The organism is Pseudomonas sp. GW821-FHT02H09 (assembly GCF_059421425.1).
Genome location: NZ_JBWKVA010000031.1, coordinates 1 through 19,676, shown reverse-complemented (window position 1 = coordinate 19,676; position 19,676 = coordinate 1). Strand labels below are relative to the sequence as shown.

Genomic DNA, 19,676 nt, shown 5'->3' with positions numbered 1-19,676 from the left:
GCCAGCTGCTACAAATTACCGGTCAATCCACACTGCGGGGCAAATGCAACGTCACCCGTAACCCACCCTCACGCAGATTCTGCAAGCTCACTTCGCCACCATGGCTATGAGCGATGTTGCGGGCAATGCCCAGCCCCAGGCCGTAACCCTGCTGCTGACCCGACAGACGAAAGTGCGGCTCGAAGACCTGCTCCAGACGCTGTTCAGGCACCCCCGGCCCCTCATCGTCGACATGCAGGATGAACGCGGCGTCATCGTCGTCGATATGCAGATGGGCCTTCTGTCCGTACTTCAACGCGTTGTCGATCAGGTTGCCGATACAGCGCTTGAGCGCTAGCGGTTTGCCAGGATAGGTCGCCAGCGCCCGCCCCTGTTGGGTCACCCGGCCATTGCCGTTGGGACTCAGATAGGGTTCGACCAGGCAATCGAGCACATGGTTGAGGTCCACTGGCTCGATGTTTTCGTGAATATCGGTGTCTTTGACGCATTGCAGCGCGCCTTTGACCAGCAACTCCAACTCATCGAGATCCCGACCGAACTTGGCTTGCAGCTGTTCATCTTCCAGCAGTTCGACCCGCAGCCGCAGACGGGTAATCGGCGTGCGCAAGTCATGGGAAATGGCGCTGAACAACTGGCTGCGCTCGGTCAGGTAGCGACTGATGCGCTCACGCATGGTATTGAAGGCGCGACCGACCTCGACCACTTCGCTGCCACCACCCTCGGCTACCGGCTCGACTTCGGCGCCCAACGACATGTCCCGCGCGGCCCGCGCCAGACGCTTGAGCGGTCGACTTTGCCAGTGCACCAACAGGCCGATGAACAGCAGCAGAAAGCCGCTGGTCAGCAGAATGAACCACACCTGCTGCGAAGGCAGCCCTTGCTCTTCGAGGCTGGTGTAGGGTTCGGGCAACAGCGAGGCGATGTATAGCCATTCGCCCGGGGCCAACTGAATTTGCGTGACCAGCACCGGCGGATTGACCGGTTCCAGGGTCAGCGCGTAATGGGCCCAGGAGCGCGGCAACTCATCGAGTTTCAAACCGCCATTGAATATCCGCAGGTCTTCGGCGCTGACGAATTGCACCGAGATAACCGCATCATTGCCCAAAGACTGGCGCAGCACCTCATCCACCGCCTTGAGCACCGCTAGCTTGCGCGGCGTCGGCGGTAGCACTTCCATACCCAAGGGTTTGTCGTTGAGGGTCACGACGAATCGCGTGCCGCCCATGCTGCGCAACTGGTCGAGCACCAACGGTCGGTAAGCCACCGGCAACGACCGGAAGTAACTGACGCTGGCAGTCATCGAATGCGCCAGGCTGCGGGCGCTGGTGACCAGTCCTTCAAGCTGGGTAGCGCGCAATTGCGAAACCCAGATCACACTCGACAGCGTCTGCGCGAACAGCACCGCCAGTAATGTCAGCAACAACATTCGCCCAAGCAACGAACGTGGCACCGGCACGCGGCGAGCGATTCTGGCGAAGAACTCAGTGACCATTGCTGGCAACCACATTGGCAGCCAATTGATAACCGCTGCCGCGCACCGTGCGAATCAGGCGCGGTGGTTTGTCGGTATCGCGCAAACGCTGGCGCAAGCGACTGACCGCCATGTCGACGATACGGTCCAGCGGCATCAGATCACGGCCGCGGGTGGCGTTGCCGATGGTGTCGCGATCGAGGATTTCCTGCGGGTGATCCAGGAACAGTTTCAACAAAGCGAAATCGGCACCGGACAAAATCACTTCCTCGCCGTCGGTATGAAACAAGCGGTGGCTGACCATATCCAGTCGCCAGTCATCGAAGGACAAGACTTCACCACCGGAGCGCTCCTGACCGAACTGGGCCCGGCGCAACAAGGCCTTGATCCGCGCCTGCAATTCACGAGGGCTGAAGGGTTTGCCCAGATAGTCGTCGGCGCCCAACTCCAGCCCGATCACCCGGTCGGCTTCGTCGGAACTGGCGGTAAGCATGATGATGGGCACCTGGGACTGACGCGGGTGCTGGCGAATCCAGCGACACAGGCTGAAGCCGTCTTCGTCCGGCAGCATCACATCGAGGATCACCAGGTCACTCGGTGCGTCGTTCAAGGCCTGGCGAAACCCGGCGCCGTCCGGCGTGGTCCGCACCTGAAAGCCGGCGCGGCTGAGGTAGGCGTCCAGCAACTCGCGTATCTCTTGATCGTCATCGACCAACAAAATCGACTTACTGACTGAGCTCACGTGGGTCGTCCTTGTTGTTATGGATGGAGCGGATTATGCCTTATGGATCACAGATCTGGATCGTTCCCACGCTCTGCGTGGGGATGCATCCCGTGACGCTCTGCGTCACATCTCGAAGCGGACGCGGAGCGTCCATGGCGGCATTCCCACGCGGAGCGTGGGAACGATCATCAGGAAACCGCCTGCTCCAGTGCCACGCCGGCACCCGTCAGGCCGGAATATGGCGCTGTCACCAGCCACACCGGAATGCCCTTGAAATAATCGCTCATGCAGCCCTTGTCGGCGAAGCAACGAGCAAAACCACTCTCCAGGAAGAAGTCGGCAAACCGCGGTATCACGCCACCCACGATATACACCCCGCCACGCCCGCCAGTGGTCAACACGTTGTTGCCGGCGACGCGACCGAGCCAGCAGCAGAATTGCTCCAGTACTTCCAGCGCAATCGGATCCCCCGCAAGCCCCGCAGCTGTGATCGACTCCGGCGTATCGAGGACCGGCTCATGCCCGTCCACCGCGCAAATCGCCCGATAGACCCGCGGCAAGCCGCTGCCGCTCAGCGCGGTCTCGGCGCTGACATGACCGATCTCACTGTAGATGTGTTGCCACAACTGGGTTTCCCGCAGGCTGCTCAACGGTAAGTCGACATGCCCGCCTTCGCCTGGCAACGCAGCCCAGCGGCCTACGCCAAGGTCTAGCAAGGTACCGACCCCGAGCCCTGTGCCCGGCCCGATCACCACCGCCGGACGCAACGGTTCGGGAGTCCCTTCGCAAACCACCCGATATTCACCCGGTTGCAGGCGGGTCATGCCCAGCGCCATGGCCGAGAAGTCATTGACCAACAGCAGCTGATCGACCTGCAAGGTCTGGCAGAAGGCTTTACGACTCAACCGCCAGTGGTTGTTGGTAAAGCGAAATTCGTCACCACTCACAGGGCCGGCCACCGACAGGCATACCGATCCGATCGAACCGAGGGGCAAGCCCAGCCCGCTCAGATAGACGCCGATGGCCTCTTCGGGGCTGGTGTGGTCCGCCGTCGCCAGCACCTGGATCGACTCCAGTTGCTGGTCTTTCCACAACGCAAAACGTGCATTGGTTCCGCCAATGTCACCGACCAGCGCTAGCTTCACTTCAGGGTCTCCAGTGCAGAGGTAAAGGCGCTGGCGCCCTGCTCTGCCGAGCTGAAGGCCATGCGCATGAAACCGAACAATTCACGACCGCAACCAATGCCGTTATCCAGCAGGCCTTTGGCCGGCTCACGTGCCGCGAATTCATCGGCGTCCACCATAAGCTGCAAGGTACCTTTGACGCCATCGACACGAATGATGTCGCCGTCGAGCACTCGCGCCAGCGCGCCACCGACAAAGGCTTCGGGGCTGACGTGGATCGCCGCCGGGATCTTTCCGGAAGCACCGGACATACGCCCGTCGGTGACCAGCGCAACCTTGAAGCCACGGTCCTGCAGAACACCGAGGAACGGGGTCATTTTGTGCAGTTCCGGCATACCGTTGGAACGCGGCCCCTGGAAGCGCATCACCGCGACAAAATCTTTCTCCAGCAGACCTGCCTTGAAGGCATCGGCCAGGTCCTGCTGATCCTGGAACACCATCGCCGGTGCTTCGACGATCTGGTGCTCTGGCGCAACCGCCGAGACCTTCATCACGCCACGGCCGAGGTTGCCTTCCATCACCCGCAAACCACCCTCTGGCGAGAACGCGCGAGCCACCGGCCGCAGGATGTTTTCATCGAGGCTTTCGATCGGACCTTCACGCCACACCAGTTCACCATTCTCCAGGAACGGCTCCTGGGTGTAGCGGCTCAGGCCATGGCCGGCCACAGTGTTGACGTTTTCGTGGAGCAAACCGGCTTCCAGCAGTTCGCGGATCAGGAACGACATTCCGCCCGCGGCCTGGAAGTGGTTGATGTCGGCTTTGCCATTGGGGTAGACGTGGGACAGGGTCGGCACCACCTCGGAGAGGTCGGCCATGTCCTGCCAGGTCAATTGAATGCCCGCCGCCATGGCGATGGCCGGCATGTGCAGCGTGTGGTTGGTCGAGCCGCCAGTGGCGTGCAGTGCCACGATGGAGTTGACCAGCGAACGTTCGTCGACGATCTCGCCCAGCGGCGTGAAGTTACCGCTTTGTTTGGTCAAACGGGTGATCTGGTGCGCGGCTTCGCGGGTCAAGGCATCACGCAGCGGGGTGTTCGGGTTGACGAAGGATGCGCCCGGCAAGTGCAGACCCATGACTTCCATCAGCAACTGGTTGGTGTTGGCGGTGCCGTAGAAGGTGCAGGTGCCAGGGCTGTGGTAGGACTTCATCTCCGATTCCAGCAGCTCTTCGCGGCTGCACTTGCCTTCGGCGTAGCGCTGGCGGACGTCGGCTTTTTCCTTGTTGGAAATCCCCGAGACCATCGGCCCGCCCGGGACAAAAATCGTCGGCAAGTGACCGAAGCGCAGCGCGCCCATCATCAGGCCGGGAACGATCTTGTCGCAGATACCGAGCATTATCGCCGCGTCGAACATGTTGTGGGACAGCGCCACGGCAGTCGACATCGCGATCACTTCGCGGCTGGCAATGCCCAGCTCCATGCCCGGTTCACCCTGGGTCACGCCATCACACATGGCCGGTACGCCACCGGCGAACTGGCCGACCGAGCCGATCTCGCGCAACGCGTGTTTGATCTGTTCCGGGTAGTGCTCGTACGGCTGATGCGCCGAGAGCATGTCGTTATATGACGAAACTATTGCCACGTTGGCGGCGTTCATCATCCGCAGAGTGTTTTTGTCTTCAGTGCCGCAACCCGCCACGCCGTGGGCGAAGTTGGCACATTGCAGTCTGGCGCGTTGCGGGCCATCGCTGGCGGCACCGCGAATCAAGGCCAGGTAAGCCTCGCGAGTAGCGCGACTGCGGGAAATAAGCCGTTCGGTGACCTCAAGAACGCGGGGATGCATATGTAGAACTCCAGGCTAACGGATGTGGCGACCTGATTGTCTATGCTGATTGAAGGTGTCTGCGCTTGGCATTGCAGACGTGCTTTTCAAGCATTCGGACCAGTTGATTCAGGCCACTCGTTGTAGATAAAACAAAATATTGCCACTAAAAAGGCTTGTTTTCTATTTTTTTACGAATAATCTTGTAATTCCAACAACAAAATTACAGCAGGCGCTTTTCAAATGACTCTACGAATTGCAATCAATGGTTTTGGCCGTATTGGCCGTAACGTCCTGCGAGCACTTTATACCCAAGGCTATCGTCAGGATCTGCAGATCGTCGCCATCAACGATCTGGGGGACAGCGCGATGAACGCGCACCTGCTCAAGTACGACACCGTCCACGGCACCTTTGATGCCGATGTGCAGCACGATCAGGAAAGCCTGACAGTCAACGGTGACCGTATCGCGGTCAGCGCCATCCGCAACCCGGCCGAACTGCCATGGGCTGCCGAGAAGATCGACGTGGTCTTCGAATGCACCGGCCTGTTCACCGACCGCGCCAAAGCTGCTGCCCATATTACTGCCGGCGCACGCAAAGTGATTATCTCGGCACCGGCCAAAGGCGCCGACGCCACCGTTGTCTACGGGGTCAACCACGACATTCTGCGCCAATCGCACCAGATCATTTCCAACGCGTCGTGCACCACCAACTGCCTGGCCCCCGTGGCCCAGGTGCTGCACCGCGAGCTGGGCATCGAAAGCGGTTTGATGACCACCATCCACGCCTACACCAATGACCAGCACCTCACCGACGTCTACCACGTCGACCCGTACCGTGCCCGTTCGGCCACACAGAACATGATCCCGAGCAAGACCGGCGCCGCCGAAGCGGTGGGCCTGGTGCTGCCGGAGCTGGCGGGCAAACTGACCGGCATGTCGGTGCGCGTACCGGTGATCAACGTGTCGCTGGTGGACCTGACCGTGCAGCTCAAACGCGAAGCGACAGCCGATGAGGTCAACGCGCTGCTCAAAGACGCCAGCCAGCATTCAAAGATCCTCGGTTACAACACCCTGCCGCTGGTCTCCAGCGACTTCAACCACAATCCGCTGTCGTCAATCTTCGACGCCAACCACACCAAGGTCAGCGGCAAGCTGCTCAAGGTGCTGGCCTGGTACGACAATGAATGGGGCTTCTCCAACCGCATGCTCGATAACTGCCTGGCCCTCTGCAACGCGGAGTAGGTGCTGGCGCAGGCTGCGATCTTTTGATCTTGACGTCCGCATGACCGCTGAAAAAATCGCAGCCTTCGGGCGCTCTGCAACGCCCAATAAAGCGAATCGCCTATGGAACAGCAACCGATGATCGGTATCAGCTTCACCCAGAAAACCATGGCGGCGCGCAAGCGTATCGCCCTGGTCGCCCATGACCACTGCAAGATTTTCCTGTTGGACTGGGCCGAACGGCAAAAGGACAAGCTCGCCCAACACGAACTGGTCGCTACCGGCACCACCGGCCTGCTGCTGAGTAAACGTCTGGGCCTGCCCGTAGAAAGTATGATCAGCGGCCCGTTAGGCGGCGATCAGCAACTCGGTGCACGGATCGCCGAGCAGCGGGTGGATATGCTGGTGTTTTTCTGGGACCCCTTCGAGCCACAACCACACGACCCGGACATCAAGGCGTTGCTGCGGGTTGCGGCGGTCTGGAACATCCCGGTGGCCTGCAATGAATGCAGCGCCGACTACCTGCTCAGCAGTCCGCTGATGGATCAAACGCACTCGTACCGGATTCCCGATTACGAGGCTTACCTGTTGGGTCGTCAGTAACTCTCTCACAAAGTAGTACTTGACCATTCGCGCAGATGATAAGCATTATCATTAACTGCAAAATGGATCAGGTCCTACCGTGAGTCAATCGCGCTTCAACCACGTCTTCCTCGCTCAGCGAGTCTCTCTGCTGCGCACGCTGGAGCGGATGGTCAACAACCACAGCACCGCCGAAGACCTCTTGCAGGAAACCTACCTGCGCGTGACCCGCGCCTTGAGCGAACGGGCGATCGACCATCTGGAACCCTTCGTTTTTCAGACCGCCCGCAACCTTGCTCTGGATCATCTGCGCTCGCTGCGCATCCAGGCCCGGACCCTGCTTGAGGACGTCCCGCTGGATGTGGTGCAAAGCGTCGCCGCGCCGCTGAGCAGTGCCGAAGATGCCGCCCATGCCGAACAGTTGCTCGAACGCTTGAACATCAGCCTCAGCCAACTCAGCCCGCGCCAGCAGCAGATTTTCATTCTCAGTCGCCTGCACGGACACAGCTACCTGGAAATCGCCGAGAAGCTCGGCGTGTCCCTGAGCACCGTACAAAAAGAACTCAAACTGATCATGGCCATCTGCATCGGCGTCGCCGAACGCTTAAACAGCTGATCGGTCTGCCGGATTACTCTTTAATACAGTATGGGTGTCAGACAAATCAGTTTGTTACCCTTAGCCCTCTTTCCAGATATCCATCCAGTAAAGCAGTCGTGCTGCAGACACCACCAAGGAACGCCCGTGACGGACACCGAACGATTCCGCCCGCCAGCCATAGCGCCGGACACCTCCAGCGACAGTGCCATGGACCAGGCGCTGGATTGGCTGATCGTGCTGGAACGTCCGGGCGAAGAGCAAACCCGGCAATTCCACGACTGGTTGGCGGCCTCGCCGTTGCACGCCCAGGCCTTTGCCAAAGCCCAGGCCATCTGGGACGGTCCGCAGGTAGCACAGTGCGCTCAAAGCCTGAGCGCACAGCATAAAAAGTCGATCCTCTCGCGCCTGCGCCCGCACTGGAAGCCGCTCGCCACAGCGGCCGTGTTGGTGCTCGGTTTATTCAGTTTCAGCAACCTGCCACTGCGTTTGCAGGCCGATCATCTGACCGTGGTCGGCGAGCGCCAGCGCCTGCAACTGGAGGACGGCTCCCAGGTCCTGCTCAACACCAACTCGGCGTTGTCCAGCACCATCAACGAACAGCAGCGCGTTGCCCGCCTGTTTCAGGGCGAGGCGTTTTTCGACGTGACGGCCAATCGTGGTCAGCCGCTGGAAATCGATGCCGGCCCGGTCAGGGCCAGCGTGCGCGACACCGCATTTGCCGTGCGTTATCTGGACGGAGTGGCCCAGGTCAGGGTTCAGCGCGGTGACGTCGATCTCCAGACGACCCGTGACGACGCGCGAATACGCCTTTCCGCCGGGGACAGCATCCGCATCGGCCCGAACGGTTTTGATCGGCCCGCCAGGCTGGACCTCGACAAGGACCTGGCCTGGGTCCAGGGACGCCTGGTGTTCGAAAACTGCCCGCTGAGCCAGGTGCTGGCTGAACTGCGTCGTTACTACCCGGGCTGGATCATCAACAACAACGCACAGCTTGCCGATGTTGCGGTAACCGGCAACTACCGTCTCGACCAGCCGCTGGAGGTGGTTCGCTCCCTGGCCCACATCACTTCCGCCAGGCTCCAGGAATTCCCGGCACTGGTAATCCTCAACTGATTCGAACTTATTTTTACTCGATAGCCATCGGTAGAACGTCTCGTTATAGCCAATGCAATTGATTCGCATTTTTAATGCTGATCTGCACCTATAAGATTCGTGCGACACGGAGCGCTATCGATGTCCCCTCGCCTCAACAGCCGGTCCCCTTCATCTTCTGCACGCCTGCAAAACGGCACGCTGTCCTTGCTCGCCGCCGCCATCCTGCTGGCCGGCGCACCAGCCACCCCGGCCATGGCCGCCACCGCAGCCCAACAACCGACCCACAACATGGGCGATTACACTTTCGCCATCGCCCAGCAGCCGCTGGTGTCGGCACTGAACGCCTTTACCGCCGTCACCGGCTGGCAAGTCGGGCTGCCCGCAGAGCTCGCTGAAGGCGTCGCATCGCCTGGCGTGCGCGGTTCACTGGCGCCGGAAAAAGCGCTGGACCGACTGTTGTCGGGCACCAACCTGAGCTATCGCAAGCTCGGTAACAACAACATCGTTCTGGAAAGGCGTACCGGCGGCGCACTGGCCCTGCAACAAGTGACCATCAGTGCCACTCGTCAGGCACAGGACGTGACCACCGTGCCGAGCACCGTCACGGTTCACGACCGTCAGGAGCTGGACCGCCAGAACGTCAACACCATCAAGGAACTGGTGCGCTACGAGCCGGGTGTTTCGGTGGGCGGTGCCGGTCAACGTGGCGGCATTACCGGCTACAACATCCGTGGCATCGATGGCAACCGGATTCTGACCCAGGTCGACGGCGTCGAAGTCCCCAACGGCTTCTTCAACGGCCCCTATGCCAAGACCCAGCGCAACTTCGTCGACCCGGAAATCGTCAAGCGCGTGGAGATACTCCGCGGCCCGGCGTCAGTGCTCTACGGCAGTAACGCCATCGGCGGCGCGGTCAGCTATTTCACCCTCGACCCGGACGACATCATCAAACCCGGCCAGGACTTCGGCGTACGCCTGAAGACCGGCTACAACTCTTCCGACGAGAGCTGGCTGAAGTCCGGCACTTTCGCCGGCCGCGTCGATCAGTTCGATGGCCTGCTGCACCTGAGTCAGCGCGACGGTCATGAAACCGAGTCCTTCGCCAGCAACAACGGCACCGGGCTGGAGCGCACCGCTGCCAACCCCGAAGACGTGCGCATCACCAACGTGCTGGCAAAACTTGGCTGGAACTACAACGAAGATTCGCGTCTGGGCCTGACCTACGAAAAGTACAAGGACGATCGCGACATCAATCAGAAAAGCGCCGTCGGTGGTCCGTTCAACGCGGGCCAGCCACTGGGTATGTATCGTTCGCGTACCGGTAACGACACCGTTACCCGAGAGCGTTTCGGCCTGGAGAACAACTTCGCTCTCGAGACCACAATGGCCGATCACCTCAAGTGGAGCCTGAACTACCAGATTGCCAAGACCGACCAAAGCACCCTGGAAAACTACTTCCCGTTCAGCCGCAATGTGATGCGCTCGCGCGACACGCTCTTTGAAGAGCAGCAGTGGGTGTTCGACGCACAATTGGACAAGGCATTGAGCATCGGTGAGACCGATCACCTGCTGACCTACGGCACTACCCTCAAGCAGCAGAAAGTCACCGGCTCGCGCAGCGGTAGCGCTACTTGCCTGGTGGTCGGTCGTGGCTGCACGGCCATCGGTGCAATCAGCCCGGCGGATGTATTGAAGAAGTCCAGCGACTTCCCGGACCCGACCATCAACACCTACAGCCTGTTCGCCCAGGATCAAATCAACTGGAACCAGTGGACCTTCCTGCCGGGCCTGCGCTACGACTACACCCAGCTCAAGCCGCACATCACCCAGGAATTTCTCAACACCGTCGCCGCCGATGGCAAAGGCGCCGTGAGTGACGAGAACAAAACCTGGCACCGTGTGTCGCCCAAGTTTGGACTGACCTACGCGCTGACCGATCAGTACACCTGGTACGGTCAATACGCCGAAGGTTTCCGCACCCCGACCGCCAAGGCGTTGTACGGACGCTTCGAGAACACCACCACCGGCTACCGCGTGGCGCCTAACCCTGATCTGCAACCGGAAACAAGCAAAAGCTACGAGACCGGCCTGCGCGGCAACTTTGAATCCGGCTCGTTCGATGTGGCGGTGTTCTACAACCAGTATCGCGACTTCATCAATGAAGACGCCGTCACCCCGGGCTACACCGAGCTGACCTTCCAGAGCAGCAACATCAAGCACGCCACCATCAAGGGCATCGAGGTCAAGGGTCGCCTGCAACTGGATGCCTTTGGCGCACCACAAGGCCTCTACAGCCAGGGCTCGGTGGCCTACGCCCACGGTCGCAACAACGACACCGGCGAGCCAATCAACAGCATCAACCCGCTGACCGGCGTGTTTGGCCTGGGCTACGATCAGGACAACTATGGCGCCTTGCTCAGCTGGACGGTGGTCAAGAAGAAAGATCGCGTCGACAACAGCAACTTCAAGTCGCCTGACGGCGTCAGCACCCAGTTCAAATCGCCTGGCTTCGGCATTCTCGACCTCAGCACTTTTTACAAGGTCACCGACGAGGTCACCGTCAACGCTGGCCTCTACAATCTGACCGACAAGAAGTACTGGCTGTGGGATGACGTGCGCGGCTTCGACAGTGTCGGCGAAGCCGCCGTGATCAGCCCGGCCAACCTCGACCGCCTGACCCAGCCGGGTCGCAACTTCGCGGTCAACCTGATTTGGGATATCTGATCCGGGGTCCTCACTGCGTCGCTCTTATCCATGACGCAGTGAGGATTTTTTACGCTACCACGTCTCCCCGTTCGTCTAGTTACAAAGCGCCTCTCATTCTCAAGGACATCTTCATGACCAATCAGGATTCAACCCAGCGCCCAAGCCTGCGCTCCCAGCGTCTGAACCAGATCACAAACGAACCTCATGCCCGACTCGACGCGCTGGTCAAAGCACACGCGCCGTTTGAAACCCAAGCCAGCTTCGCCCGTTTCGTCGTTGCCCAGTACCTGTTCCAGTCGGAGCTGGTGGCGCTGTACAACGACGCTGAACTGATCAGCATCGTCCCGGACCTGCCAGCCCGCTGCCGTGCCGAGCAGGCCAGGGCCGACCTTGCCGATCTCGAGACAGATGTACCGGCATCGGTTGCTGGCGCGGTTAAAAACCCGAGTAAAGCCCAAGCCCTGGGCTGGATCTTCGTTTCCGAGGGTTCGAAACTCGGCGCAGCGTTTTTGATCAAACGTGCCGTCAGCCTGGGCTTGAGCGACACCTTCGGTGCCCGCCACCTGGGCGAGCCGGCTGGCGGTCGTGCCGAAGGCTGGAAGAGCTTCATCAAAACCCTCGACGGGCTTGAGCTCAGCGCCGAAGAAGAAGTCGATGTAGAGAAAGGCGCGATCGACGCATTCAACCGCTTCACCGTATTGCTGGAACAGGCGTACGCCACGGCACCCGAACTAGCCTGAACCGGACATGCTTTTGTAGGAGCAGGGGGGGCGCCTAGCCCTTGCCCGCGATGAACGATGACGCAGTCTGTCTGATACACCGCAGCGCATTGATCGCGGGCAAGTCGGATCGCCGCACCGCTCGCTCCTACAGGGTTCGGAGATGTTTCAAAAGAACCGATACAATCAAGCCTATGACCCGCCAATCCCTCCCCACCTCAAAACCCGCCCGCCTCCTCTTTGGCCTGCTGGCCTACGCCAGTCTGGCCTTGGGCCTGATCGCCATCGTCGTGCCAGGTTTGCCGACCACCGAGTTCATCCTGCTGGCCGCCTGGGCTGCGACCAAAAGCTCGCCGCGCCTGAGTGCCTGGCTGGAAAACCATCGGTTGTTCGGGCCGATCCTGAACAACTGGCGCAACGGCAAAATCATCGCCCGTAGAGCCAAGGTCAGCGCCACCCTCAGCATGCTGCTATGCGCCGGGCTAATGCTGGTGATGCTCGACCACGGCTGGCCGATCTACCTGGCCATTGCCGGCATGAGCCTGGGTAATCTGTGGATCTGGTCACGACCGGAAACTGTGCCGCAGACGTCCTGATCCACCGCCCCCTCGCCACAACTTTCGGGGGTAACCCCCGTAGGAGCGAGGCTTGCCCGCGATCAACGATGAGCGGGCTGGTCTGATACACCGCAACGCCCATTTCGCGGGCAAGCCTCGCGCCTACAGATACCCGCGCAGCTTTTGATCTTTTGATCATTAATCTATGATTCCCCCTCTTCCGGAGGGCCTTTGATGACTGATTTTCTGACGTCCATTCATGCTGCACTTGGCTTGCCGCAACCCCCTGAAACCATCCGTTTCACCTCCCTCGGCGCCCTGCCCTCGGCGTTTGCCGTCACCGATCTGGCTGCTGCCAGCATCGCTGCCGCAGGCCTTGCCGTTGCCGAACTGCTTCGCAGCCAGACTGGCCGCTTGCCCGCGCTGGAAGTCGACCGGCGTCTGGCGTCGTTCTGGTTCGCCACCTCACTGCGTCCAGTCGGCTGGAGCGTCCCGCCACTGTGGGACCCGATAGCCGGTGACTACGCCACCCGCGACGGCTGGATCCGTCTGCACACCAATGCACCGCATCACCGCGCCAGCGCCGAACGCGTCCTGGGCCAGTGCGCTGATCGGGCGGCGATGGCCGCCAAGGTCGAACAATGGGGAAAAACCGAGCTGGAACAAGCGCTCGTCGACGCCGGAGGCTGCGCCGCCGAAATGCGCTCCTGGGCGCAATGGCAAGTGCATCCCCAAGGTGTGGCGGTGAATGCCGAGCCGCTGATCCATTTCGCACCGAGCAGCCGTGAAGCCGCAGAAAAATGGCAAGGTTCGGTGGCGCAACCACTGGCCGGGATCAAGGTATTGGACTTGACCCGCGTGCTCGCAGGCCCGATTGCCAGCCGCTTCCTCGCCGGGCTTGGCGCCGATGTGCTGCGCATCGATCCGCCGGATTGGGATGAGCCCGGTGTTGTACCAGAGGTGACCTTGGGCAAACGTTGTGCCCGACTGAATCTCCATGACAGCGTCGATCGCGCCGTATTCGAAAGTCTATTGGGAAAGGCCGACATCCTCCTCCACGGCTACCGCGCCGACGCACTGGAACGTCTCGGTTACGGGCAGATTGAACGCCAGAACATCGCTCCTGGCCTGATTGATGTCTGCCTCAACGCCTACGGTTGGAGTGGCCCCTGGCAAAACCGCCGGGGTTTCGACAGCCTGGTACAGATGAGCAGCGGAATTGCCGACGCTGGCATGCTCTGGAAAAAGACCGACAGACCCACGCCGTTGCCGGTCCAGGCACTGGACCATGGGACCGGTTACCTGATGGCCGCCAGCGCGATTCGCGCGCTGACAGAACGCTTGAATCATGGCCACGGCAGCTCGGCCCGATTGTCATTGGCGCGCACCGCGAAGTTGTTGGTGGAGCATGGGCCTGGCAACGCGCAAGAGCCTCTGCGGGCAGAAGATGCAGAGGATCAAGGCATGCTGGTCGAGCAGACAACCTGGGGGCCGGCCCATCGCCTGCAAGTGCCGTTGAAGATTACCGGCTCACCATTGCAGTGGGCATCTCCAGCCTGTGAGTCAGGTTCACATCGGGCGAAATGGTGGTGATTTTAAAGTGACTTTCTCGAGCAAGCCCGCTTGTACAGGCACAGCAGCAGTCCGGATCCGAAGGTCAGTGTCGAGGCATTGCAAGGTTTGACTGCCAGGCCAGAGATCCGTTGAACGGCAATCGATGATCAGCTGAGCGACGTCCAAAGATGCTGTGCCGCATAGGCCCGCCACGGCCGCCAGGCTTCGGCTCGCAATAATAGATGTCGGGCCGTGACCGGCTTGCCTTCGAGGGCCGCCAAGGCATTGATCAACCCCACATCGCCCGATGCAAACGCATCGGGCTCGCGCAACTGGCGGATGGCAATGTACTGCGCCGTCCAGTCACCAATACCGGGTAACTCCAGCAATCTCGCCACACTGTCCTGCAGGCTGGCCTTGGGTTCGAATATCTGCGGATCATCCAGCAAGGCCTGCGCGACCCCAGACAACGTCCTGCCACGACTTTTGGGCATCCCCAATGCAGCGAGATCAGCTGCGGCCATGACCGCCGGCTCCGGGAAGACATGGGTCAACCCCGGCAGTTTCGGGTTCAGTGCGCGCAGCGGCTCGCCATACTGCGCCACCAGCTTACCTGCCAGTTTAATCGCCGCGCCGATGGTGATCTGCTGGCCCAACACCGCCCGGATCGCCAACTCCAGAGCGTCCCATGCTCCAGGTACGCGCAGCCCCGGGCGAGCGGCCGTCAACCGGCCCATCAACGGGTCACGCGCCAATTGCTGATTGATCATCCGCGGCTCAGCCGCCAAATCAAACATGCGCTGCAATCGCCCCAGAATCTGCGGCATAGAGGCCCGGTCCGCAAAACGCACCGTCACCTCAAGTGCATCTCCCGTCCCCGGTTGCACGCTGAGCGTGCCATGAACACCTTTCAGGCTGATGCTGCGTGAATACGCGCCATCGGCCACGGTCTCCAACCCGGCAATCGACCGTGCAGCGAGGAAACCGAACATCGCCGACCAGTCATACGGCGGCCGGTAAGGCAGAAAAAGTGTCACTTCTTCTGCACTGCAAACATCGCGCTCAGTCACAACGAAAAGATCCTGCTGCCGATCATCGAACCCACTACCAGAGCGATTAACGGGCTGAGTCGAAGCTCTTGCGTCGGCTGGGTCATTTTTACCTCGGCGTTCAAGTGTTTTCAAACGAGCGAAACTACAGCACGTATTCATCCAACTAAATAATCACAGGGTAATAACGTTTATCAGGTAACGCCACAAACCCTGTCTTGCTTAGAACTAATGATTCTATGCGCCAGCCATCGCTTTGCAGTTCTGTGGTGTGTTGCTGATAAATCAATCACCCAGCGGAAATCGCTATCAGACAGCGCACATTTGAAAAAACGGACTAAGTTCATATTTCCAGGCAGTTGAATCCATTCAGCTTTCATATTAGCCACAGCCTCTGGAAAAGGCTTCCACAGCATCCACTGTCATACCGTTGAAATAACCATAAACCGTTCATAAACAATGAAATGTACCCATGCACCGATCCACCTCAGTTATTGGGTTACTTCGTCCTGCCGTTCAGTACCCCTGGATATTTCTCCCCGATCTTCGGCGAAGGCAACACTGTGGCTGCCGTCATCCGGCCAATATCGCCCTGGAGCAAGCGCAATACCCTATGCACACGATCAAGGCGATCCTGCGTCGCGGTGAAGCCTTGACCGCAGCAGGCAGGCCCCAAAGTCCAGGCTGCCTGCAAGTTCGCCCACAACACTGGCAAAGTCGCGGTGATCGGTTCACTCTCGGACATCGACGCGATCGTCCAGGGCAGGCCGGTACTCACATCAGCACGGCGAAACCCGGGATCAGCGACTACCGAGAAGCTTGCTGCAAGAATTTCGAGGGCAGACCGGCGGTCTGCCCTTTTTCAGCCTTGAAGGAGAGACACCCATGGCCATATTCGAACCCGGGCATTTGCACATCGAGCGCCACGCGCTGCAAAAAGGCGACGTCAGCTATGACCTGTGTATCGACTATGAAGTGGTCCAGGATCCCAAGGAAGGCATAGGCATGCTCTTCACCCTGCACGGGACTGTCGAGGGTAAGGAGCTCAAGGAGTCGTTTTTTCTGCCCAAGGACCAGGCCTTCGATTTTGCTCGCCACGCCACCCATATCGCACAGAAATACGGCATGCCCAAGACCGCCAACATCATCTCGATGCACAAATACTACGACGAGATGTTCGAGGACGTGCGCAAGCAACTCGGTGTCAAATCCGGTGACCCGGTCAAGCCGGAGCATCTGGAGTAAACCTGCTCCGAAATTATCGGCGCAAGGGACATCCACCCCTCACCCTTGGGGAGAGGGCTGGGGTGTGTAGTGGTTTTCGAAACCGACGATAATTTCGACATTTCACCAACTACCCTCCTCCAAGGCATACTTGCCACCCCTCGCATTGCAGAACCGTCAACCGCCCCATGCGTATCCACGTCAGTTTCATCGACCGCGTCGGCATCACCCAGGAAGTCCTGGCCTTGCTCGGCGGGCGAAATCTCAATCTGGATGCGGTGGAAATGGTTCCACCCAACGTCTACATCGACGCCCCGACGTTGAGCCCGCAGGTGCTGGAAGAGCTACGTGATGCACTGTTCAGCGTGCGTGGCGTGCAAGCGGTGACAGTGGTCGACATCCTCCCCGGCCAGCGCCGTCATCTGCAGCTTGACGCTTTGCTCGCGGCGATGACCGACCCGGTGCTGGCTCTGGACAGCGCTGGCAACGTCCTGCTGGCCAACCCGGCGCTCGTTGCCTTGTACGGCCGCGAACCGGCCGGGGAAAGTATCACCGAACTGTTTGCCGATCCGACGCTGCTGGATGCGTTGCTCGAACATGGCTTCCGTCTGCCATTGCGCGAAATCACCGTCAATGGCCAGACCCTGTTGCTCGACGCCACACCGATCACCGACGCCGGGGCTCTGCTGACGCTGTACCAGCCCAATCGCATCGGTGAACGCCTGTCCGCGCTGCATCACGACCATGCCGAAGGCTTCGACGCACTGCTCGGCGAGTCCCCGGCGATCCGTACCCTCAAGGCCCGCGCCCAGCGGGTGGCGGCCCTCGACGCACCGTTGTTGATCCAGGGCGAAACCGGTACTGGCAAAGAGCTGGTGGCCCGCGCCTGTCACGCCATCAGTGCACGCCACAGTTCGCCGTTTCTGGCGCTGAACTGTGCGGCACTCCCGGAAAACCTCGCCGAAAGTGAGCTGTTTGGCTACGCCCCCGGCGCCTTTACCGGCGCCCAGCGCGGCGGCAAGCCGGGGCTGATGGAACTGGCCAACCAGGGCACGGTGTTTCTCGACGAAATCGGCGAGATGTCGCCCTATCTGCAAGCCAAGCTGCTGCGTTTTCTCAACGACGGCAGCTTCCGCCGGGTTGGTGGTGATCGTGAGGTCAGGGTCAATGTGCGGATCCTCAGCGCCACCCACCGCGATCTGGAAAAAATGGTCAGCGAAGGCAGCTTTCGTGAAGACCTGTTCTATCGCCTGAACGTGCTGAATGTCGAAGTCCCGCCGCTGCGCGAACGCGGCCAGGACATTCTGCTGTTGGCGCGCTACTTCATGCAGCAGGCCTGTGCGCAGATTCAGCGTCCGGTCTGTCGCCTGGCTCCCGGCACTTATCCGGCGCTGCTGGGTAACCGTTGGCCGGGCAATGTCCGGCAATTGCAGAACGTGATCTTCCGCGCCGCAGCGATCTGCGAAAGCACGCTGGTGGACATCGGTGATCTGGACATCGCTGGCACTTCCGTGGCGCGCCAGAGCGACACCGAAGTCGACAGCCTGGAACAGGCCATGGAAGAGTTCGAGAAAACCCTGCTGGAAAAACTCTACGTCAATTACCCCTCGACCCGCCAACTGGCCAGCCGCCTGCAAACCTCCCACACCGCCATCGCCCATCGTTTGCGCAAATACGGCATTCCCGGCAAGGTCTGAAGCCATCTGCGCCCTGTAGGAGCGAGGCTTTCCCGCGATTCAGACAATAAGGTGCGCCAGACGTACCGCGTTATCGTTCATCGCGAGCAAGCCTCGCTCCTACGAAGGACGACGCATCAAAAACGACCTCCACCTGTACTGAAAGCGCTACAGTGGAATGATATCGATACACCCCTCGGTAATCTCCGCCATGCAAGGCTTTGATCCTCATAGGCTTTTTTCTTCGCCTTCCGCTGTAGCGATTTCGCTACAGCTATGGATTTATTTGCCCACTCAAAAACACCCAAGCAATTGATTTATAAAGAATAAAAAACATTGGCCGCAATTTTGCTAAGCAATTGCTCATTCAGCTCTGCCCTGCACGAGCATTCAATCGCGTCTACCAGACGAGTCTGGCCCCTGAGGAGTTTCCATGAGCGAGTTGCGTTTTACTGAAGATCACGAATGGCTGCGCACCGAAGCTGACGGCAGCGTTACAGTCGGCATCACCGCCTTCGCACAGAACGCCTTGGGCGACGTGGTCTATGTGCAACTGCCAGAACTGCAGTCCTACGACAAAGGCGCCGAAGCCGCCACCGTCGAATCGGTAAAGGCTGCCAGCGGCGTTTACATGCCATTGGACGGTGAAGTGGTTGAAACCAACCCGGCCCTCAACGACAGCCCTGAACTGGTCAACGAAGATCCGCTGGGCGAAGGCTGGTTCTTCCGCTTCAAGCCGACCGACGCCTCGGCTGTCGCCAACCTGCTGGATCAAGACGCCTACGACCGTCTGATCAAAGCCAACGCCGAAGCCTGAGGAATAGCGCCATGACTCAAGTCAACCTGAGCACCGCCAACGAATTCATCGCGCGCCACATCGGCCCGCGTCAGGACGACGAGCAAGCCATGCTCAACAGCCTGGGCTTCGACTCCCTGGAAGCCCTGAGCGCCAGCGTCATCCCCGACAGCATCAAGGGCACCAGCGTGCTCGACCTGGGCGCCGGCCTTAGCGAAGCCGACGCCCTGGCCTCGATCAAGGCCATCGCCGCCAAAAACCAGCTGTTCAAGACCTACATCGGCCAGGGCTACTACAACTGCCATACGCCATCGCCGATCCTGCGCAACCTGCTGGAAAACCCGGCCTGGTACACCGCCTACACCCCGTATCAACCAGAGATTTCCCAGGGTCGCCTGGAAGCGCTGCTGAACTTCCAGACGCTGATCAGCGACCTCAGCGGCCTGCCGATCGCCAACGCCTCGCTGCTCGATGAAGCCACCGCCGCTGCCGAAGCCATGACCTTCTGCAAACGCTTGAGCAAGAACAAGGGCAGCCACGCCTTCTTCGCCTCCCGCCACTGCCACCCGCAAACCCTCGACGTACTGCGCACCCGTGCCGAGCCGTTGGGCATCGAGGTGGTGGTCGGCGACGAACGCGAGCTGACCGACGTCAGTGCGTTCTTCGGCGCCCTGCTGCAATACCCGGCCAGCAACGGCGACCTGTTCGACTACCGCGAACTGACCGAACGCTTCCACGCCGCCAACGCCCTGGT

General features: G+C 60.1%; 16 protein-coding genes and 3 pseudogenes. 14 read left to right on the top strand and 5 right to left on the bottom strand.

Annotated elements, in window-relative coordinates; genetic code table 11:
* Window positions 1-22: 22 nt before the first annotated feature.
* The 4 genes from AC07VR_RS29355 to edd form a co-directional block, all read right to left on the bottom strand.
* Window positions 23-1,492, bottom strand: coding sequence for an ATP-binding protein (locus tag AC07VR_RS29355; protein ID WP_494992112.1), 1,470 nt, complete (start codon window positions 1,490-1,492; stop codon window positions 23-25).
* On the bottom strand, window positions 1,482-2,213 hold the full coding sequence (locus AC07VR_RS29350; protein ID WP_494992111.1) for a response regulator: 732 nt from the start codon (window positions 2,211-2,213) through the stop codon (window positions 1,482-1,484). Before AC07VR_RS29350 ends, AC07VR_RS29355 begins: the two co-directional genes overlap by 11 nt.
* Window positions 2,214-2,383: 170 nt before the next feature.
* Window positions 2,384-3,340: a glucokinase gene (locus AC07VR_RS29345; protein WP_495013357.1), complete on the bottom strand. Its 957-nt coding sequence runs from the start codon at window positions 3,338-3,340 to the stop codon at window positions 2,384-2,386.
* On the bottom strand, window positions 3,337-5,163 hold the full coding sequence (gene edd / locus AC07VR_RS29340; protein WP_494992109.1) for a phosphogluconate dehydratase: 1,827 nt from the start codon (window positions 5,161-5,163) through the stop codon (window positions 3,337-3,339). The genes AC07VR_RS29345 and edd overlap by 4 nt, the downstream gene beginning before the upstream one ends.
* 222 nt (window positions 5,164-5,385) lie before the next feature.
* On the opposite strand from edd, the gene gap reads away from it, so the two are divergent.
* From gap to AC07VR_RS29300, 8 genes are all read left to right on the top strand, one after another.
* Complete coding sequence (gene gap, locus AC07VR_RS29335; protein ID WP_494992108.1) at window positions 5,386-6,387, top strand: type I glyceraldehyde-3-phosphate dehydrogenase; 1,002 nt, start codon at window positions 5,386-5,388, stop codon at window positions 6,385-6,387.
* A 117-nt stretch (window positions 6,388-6,504) separates the two neighbouring features.
* Entirely contained in the window at window positions 6,505-6,969 is a 465-nt protein-coding gene (locus AC07VR_RS29330) for a methylglyoxal synthase (protein ID WP_495013382.1), read from the top strand.
* Between the two features lie 79 nt (window positions 6,970-7,048).
* Window positions 7,049-7,564 (top strand): RNA polymerase sigma factor, encoded by a 516-nt coding sequence (locus tag AC07VR_RS29325; RefSeq protein ID WP_494992107.1) that lies wholly within the window; start codon window positions 7,049-7,051, stop codon window positions 7,562-7,564.
* 126 nt (window positions 7,565-7,690) lie between these two features.
* The gene (locus AC07VR_RS29320) at window positions 7,691-8,659 is read left to right on the top strand and encodes a FecR family protein (protein ID WP_495013356.1); all 969 of its coding nucleotides are present in this window, start codon (window positions 7,691-7,693) and stop codon (window positions 8,657-8,659) included.
* A 120-nt stretch (window positions 8,660-8,779) separates the two neighbouring features.
* Complete coding sequence (locus AC07VR_RS29315; RefSeq protein ID WP_495013355.1) at window positions 8,780-11,365, top strand: TonB-dependent receptor; 2,586 nt, start codon at window positions 8,780-8,782, stop codon at window positions 11,363-11,365.
* Window positions 11,366-11,478: 113 nt separating this feature from the next.
* Window positions 11,479-12,087: a biliverdin-producing heme oxygenase gene (locus AC07VR_RS29310; RefSeq protein WP_494992104.1), complete on the top strand. Its 609-nt coding sequence runs from the start codon at window positions 11,479-11,481 to the stop codon at window positions 12,085-12,087.
* Between the two features lie 173 nt (window positions 12,088-12,260).
* Complete coding sequence (locus tag AC07VR_RS29305) at window positions 12,261-12,662, top strand: YbaN family protein (protein WP_494992103.1); 402 nt, start codon at window positions 12,261-12,263, stop codon at window positions 12,660-12,662.
* 195 nt (window positions 12,663-12,857) lie between these two features.
* On the top strand, window positions 12,858-14,216 hold the full coding sequence (locus tag AC07VR_RS29300) for a CoA transferase (protein ID WP_495013354.1): 1,359 nt from the start codon (window positions 12,858-12,860) through the stop codon (window positions 14,214-14,216).
* A gap of 128 nt (window positions 14,217-14,344) precedes the next feature.
* Here AC07VR_RS29300 and AC07VR_RS29295 read toward each other — a convergent pair whose 3' ends face one another.
* A complete protein-coding gene (locus AC07VR_RS29295; protein ID WP_495013381.1) occupies window positions 14,345-15,214 on the bottom strand; it encodes a DNA-3-methyladenine glycosylase family protein in 870 nt (289 codons plus the stop codon).
* A gap of 506 nt (window positions 15,215-15,720) precedes the next feature.
* Between AC07VR_RS29295 and AC07VR_RS29290 the strand changes: the two are divergent.
* The 6 genes and pseudogenes from AC07VR_RS29290 to AC07VR_RS29265 all read left to right on the top strand — a co-directional run.
* Window positions 15,721-15,804: pseudogene (locus AC07VR_RS29290) on the top strand (hypothetical protein); the annotation flags it as partial.
* Between the two features lie 90 nt (window positions 15,805-15,894).
* Window positions 15,895-16,031 (top strand): annotated as a pseudogene (locus AC07VR_RS29285) (carbamate kinase); the annotation flags it as partial.
* Window positions 16,032-16,111: 80 nt separating this feature from the next.
* Window positions 16,112-16,471, top strand: a complete 360-nt coding sequence (locus AC07VR_RS29280) for a DUF5064 family protein (protein WP_494992101.1) — start codon at window positions 16,112-16,114, stop codon at window positions 16,469-16,471.
* Between the two features lie 167 nt (window positions 16,472-16,638).
* Window positions 16,639-18,147, top strand: a complete 1,509-nt coding sequence (gene gcsR / locus AC07VR_RS29275; protein ID WP_494992100.1) for a transcriptional regulator GcsR — start codon at window positions 16,639-16,641, stop codon at window positions 18,145-18,147.
* 412 nt (window positions 18,148-18,559) lie between these two features.
* Window positions 18,560-18,943 carry a glycine cleavage system protein GcvH gene (gcvH, locus tag AC07VR_RS29270; RefSeq protein WP_494992099.1) on the top strand — a complete coding sequence of 128 codons (384 nt, stop codon included), beginning with the start codon at window positions 18,560-18,562 and terminating at the stop codon, window positions 18,941-18,943.
* A gap of 11 nt (window positions 18,944-18,954) precedes the next feature.
* Window positions 18,955-19,676, top strand: a pseudogene (locus AC07VR_RS29265) (glycine dehydrogenase (aminomethyl-transferring)); the annotation flags it as partial.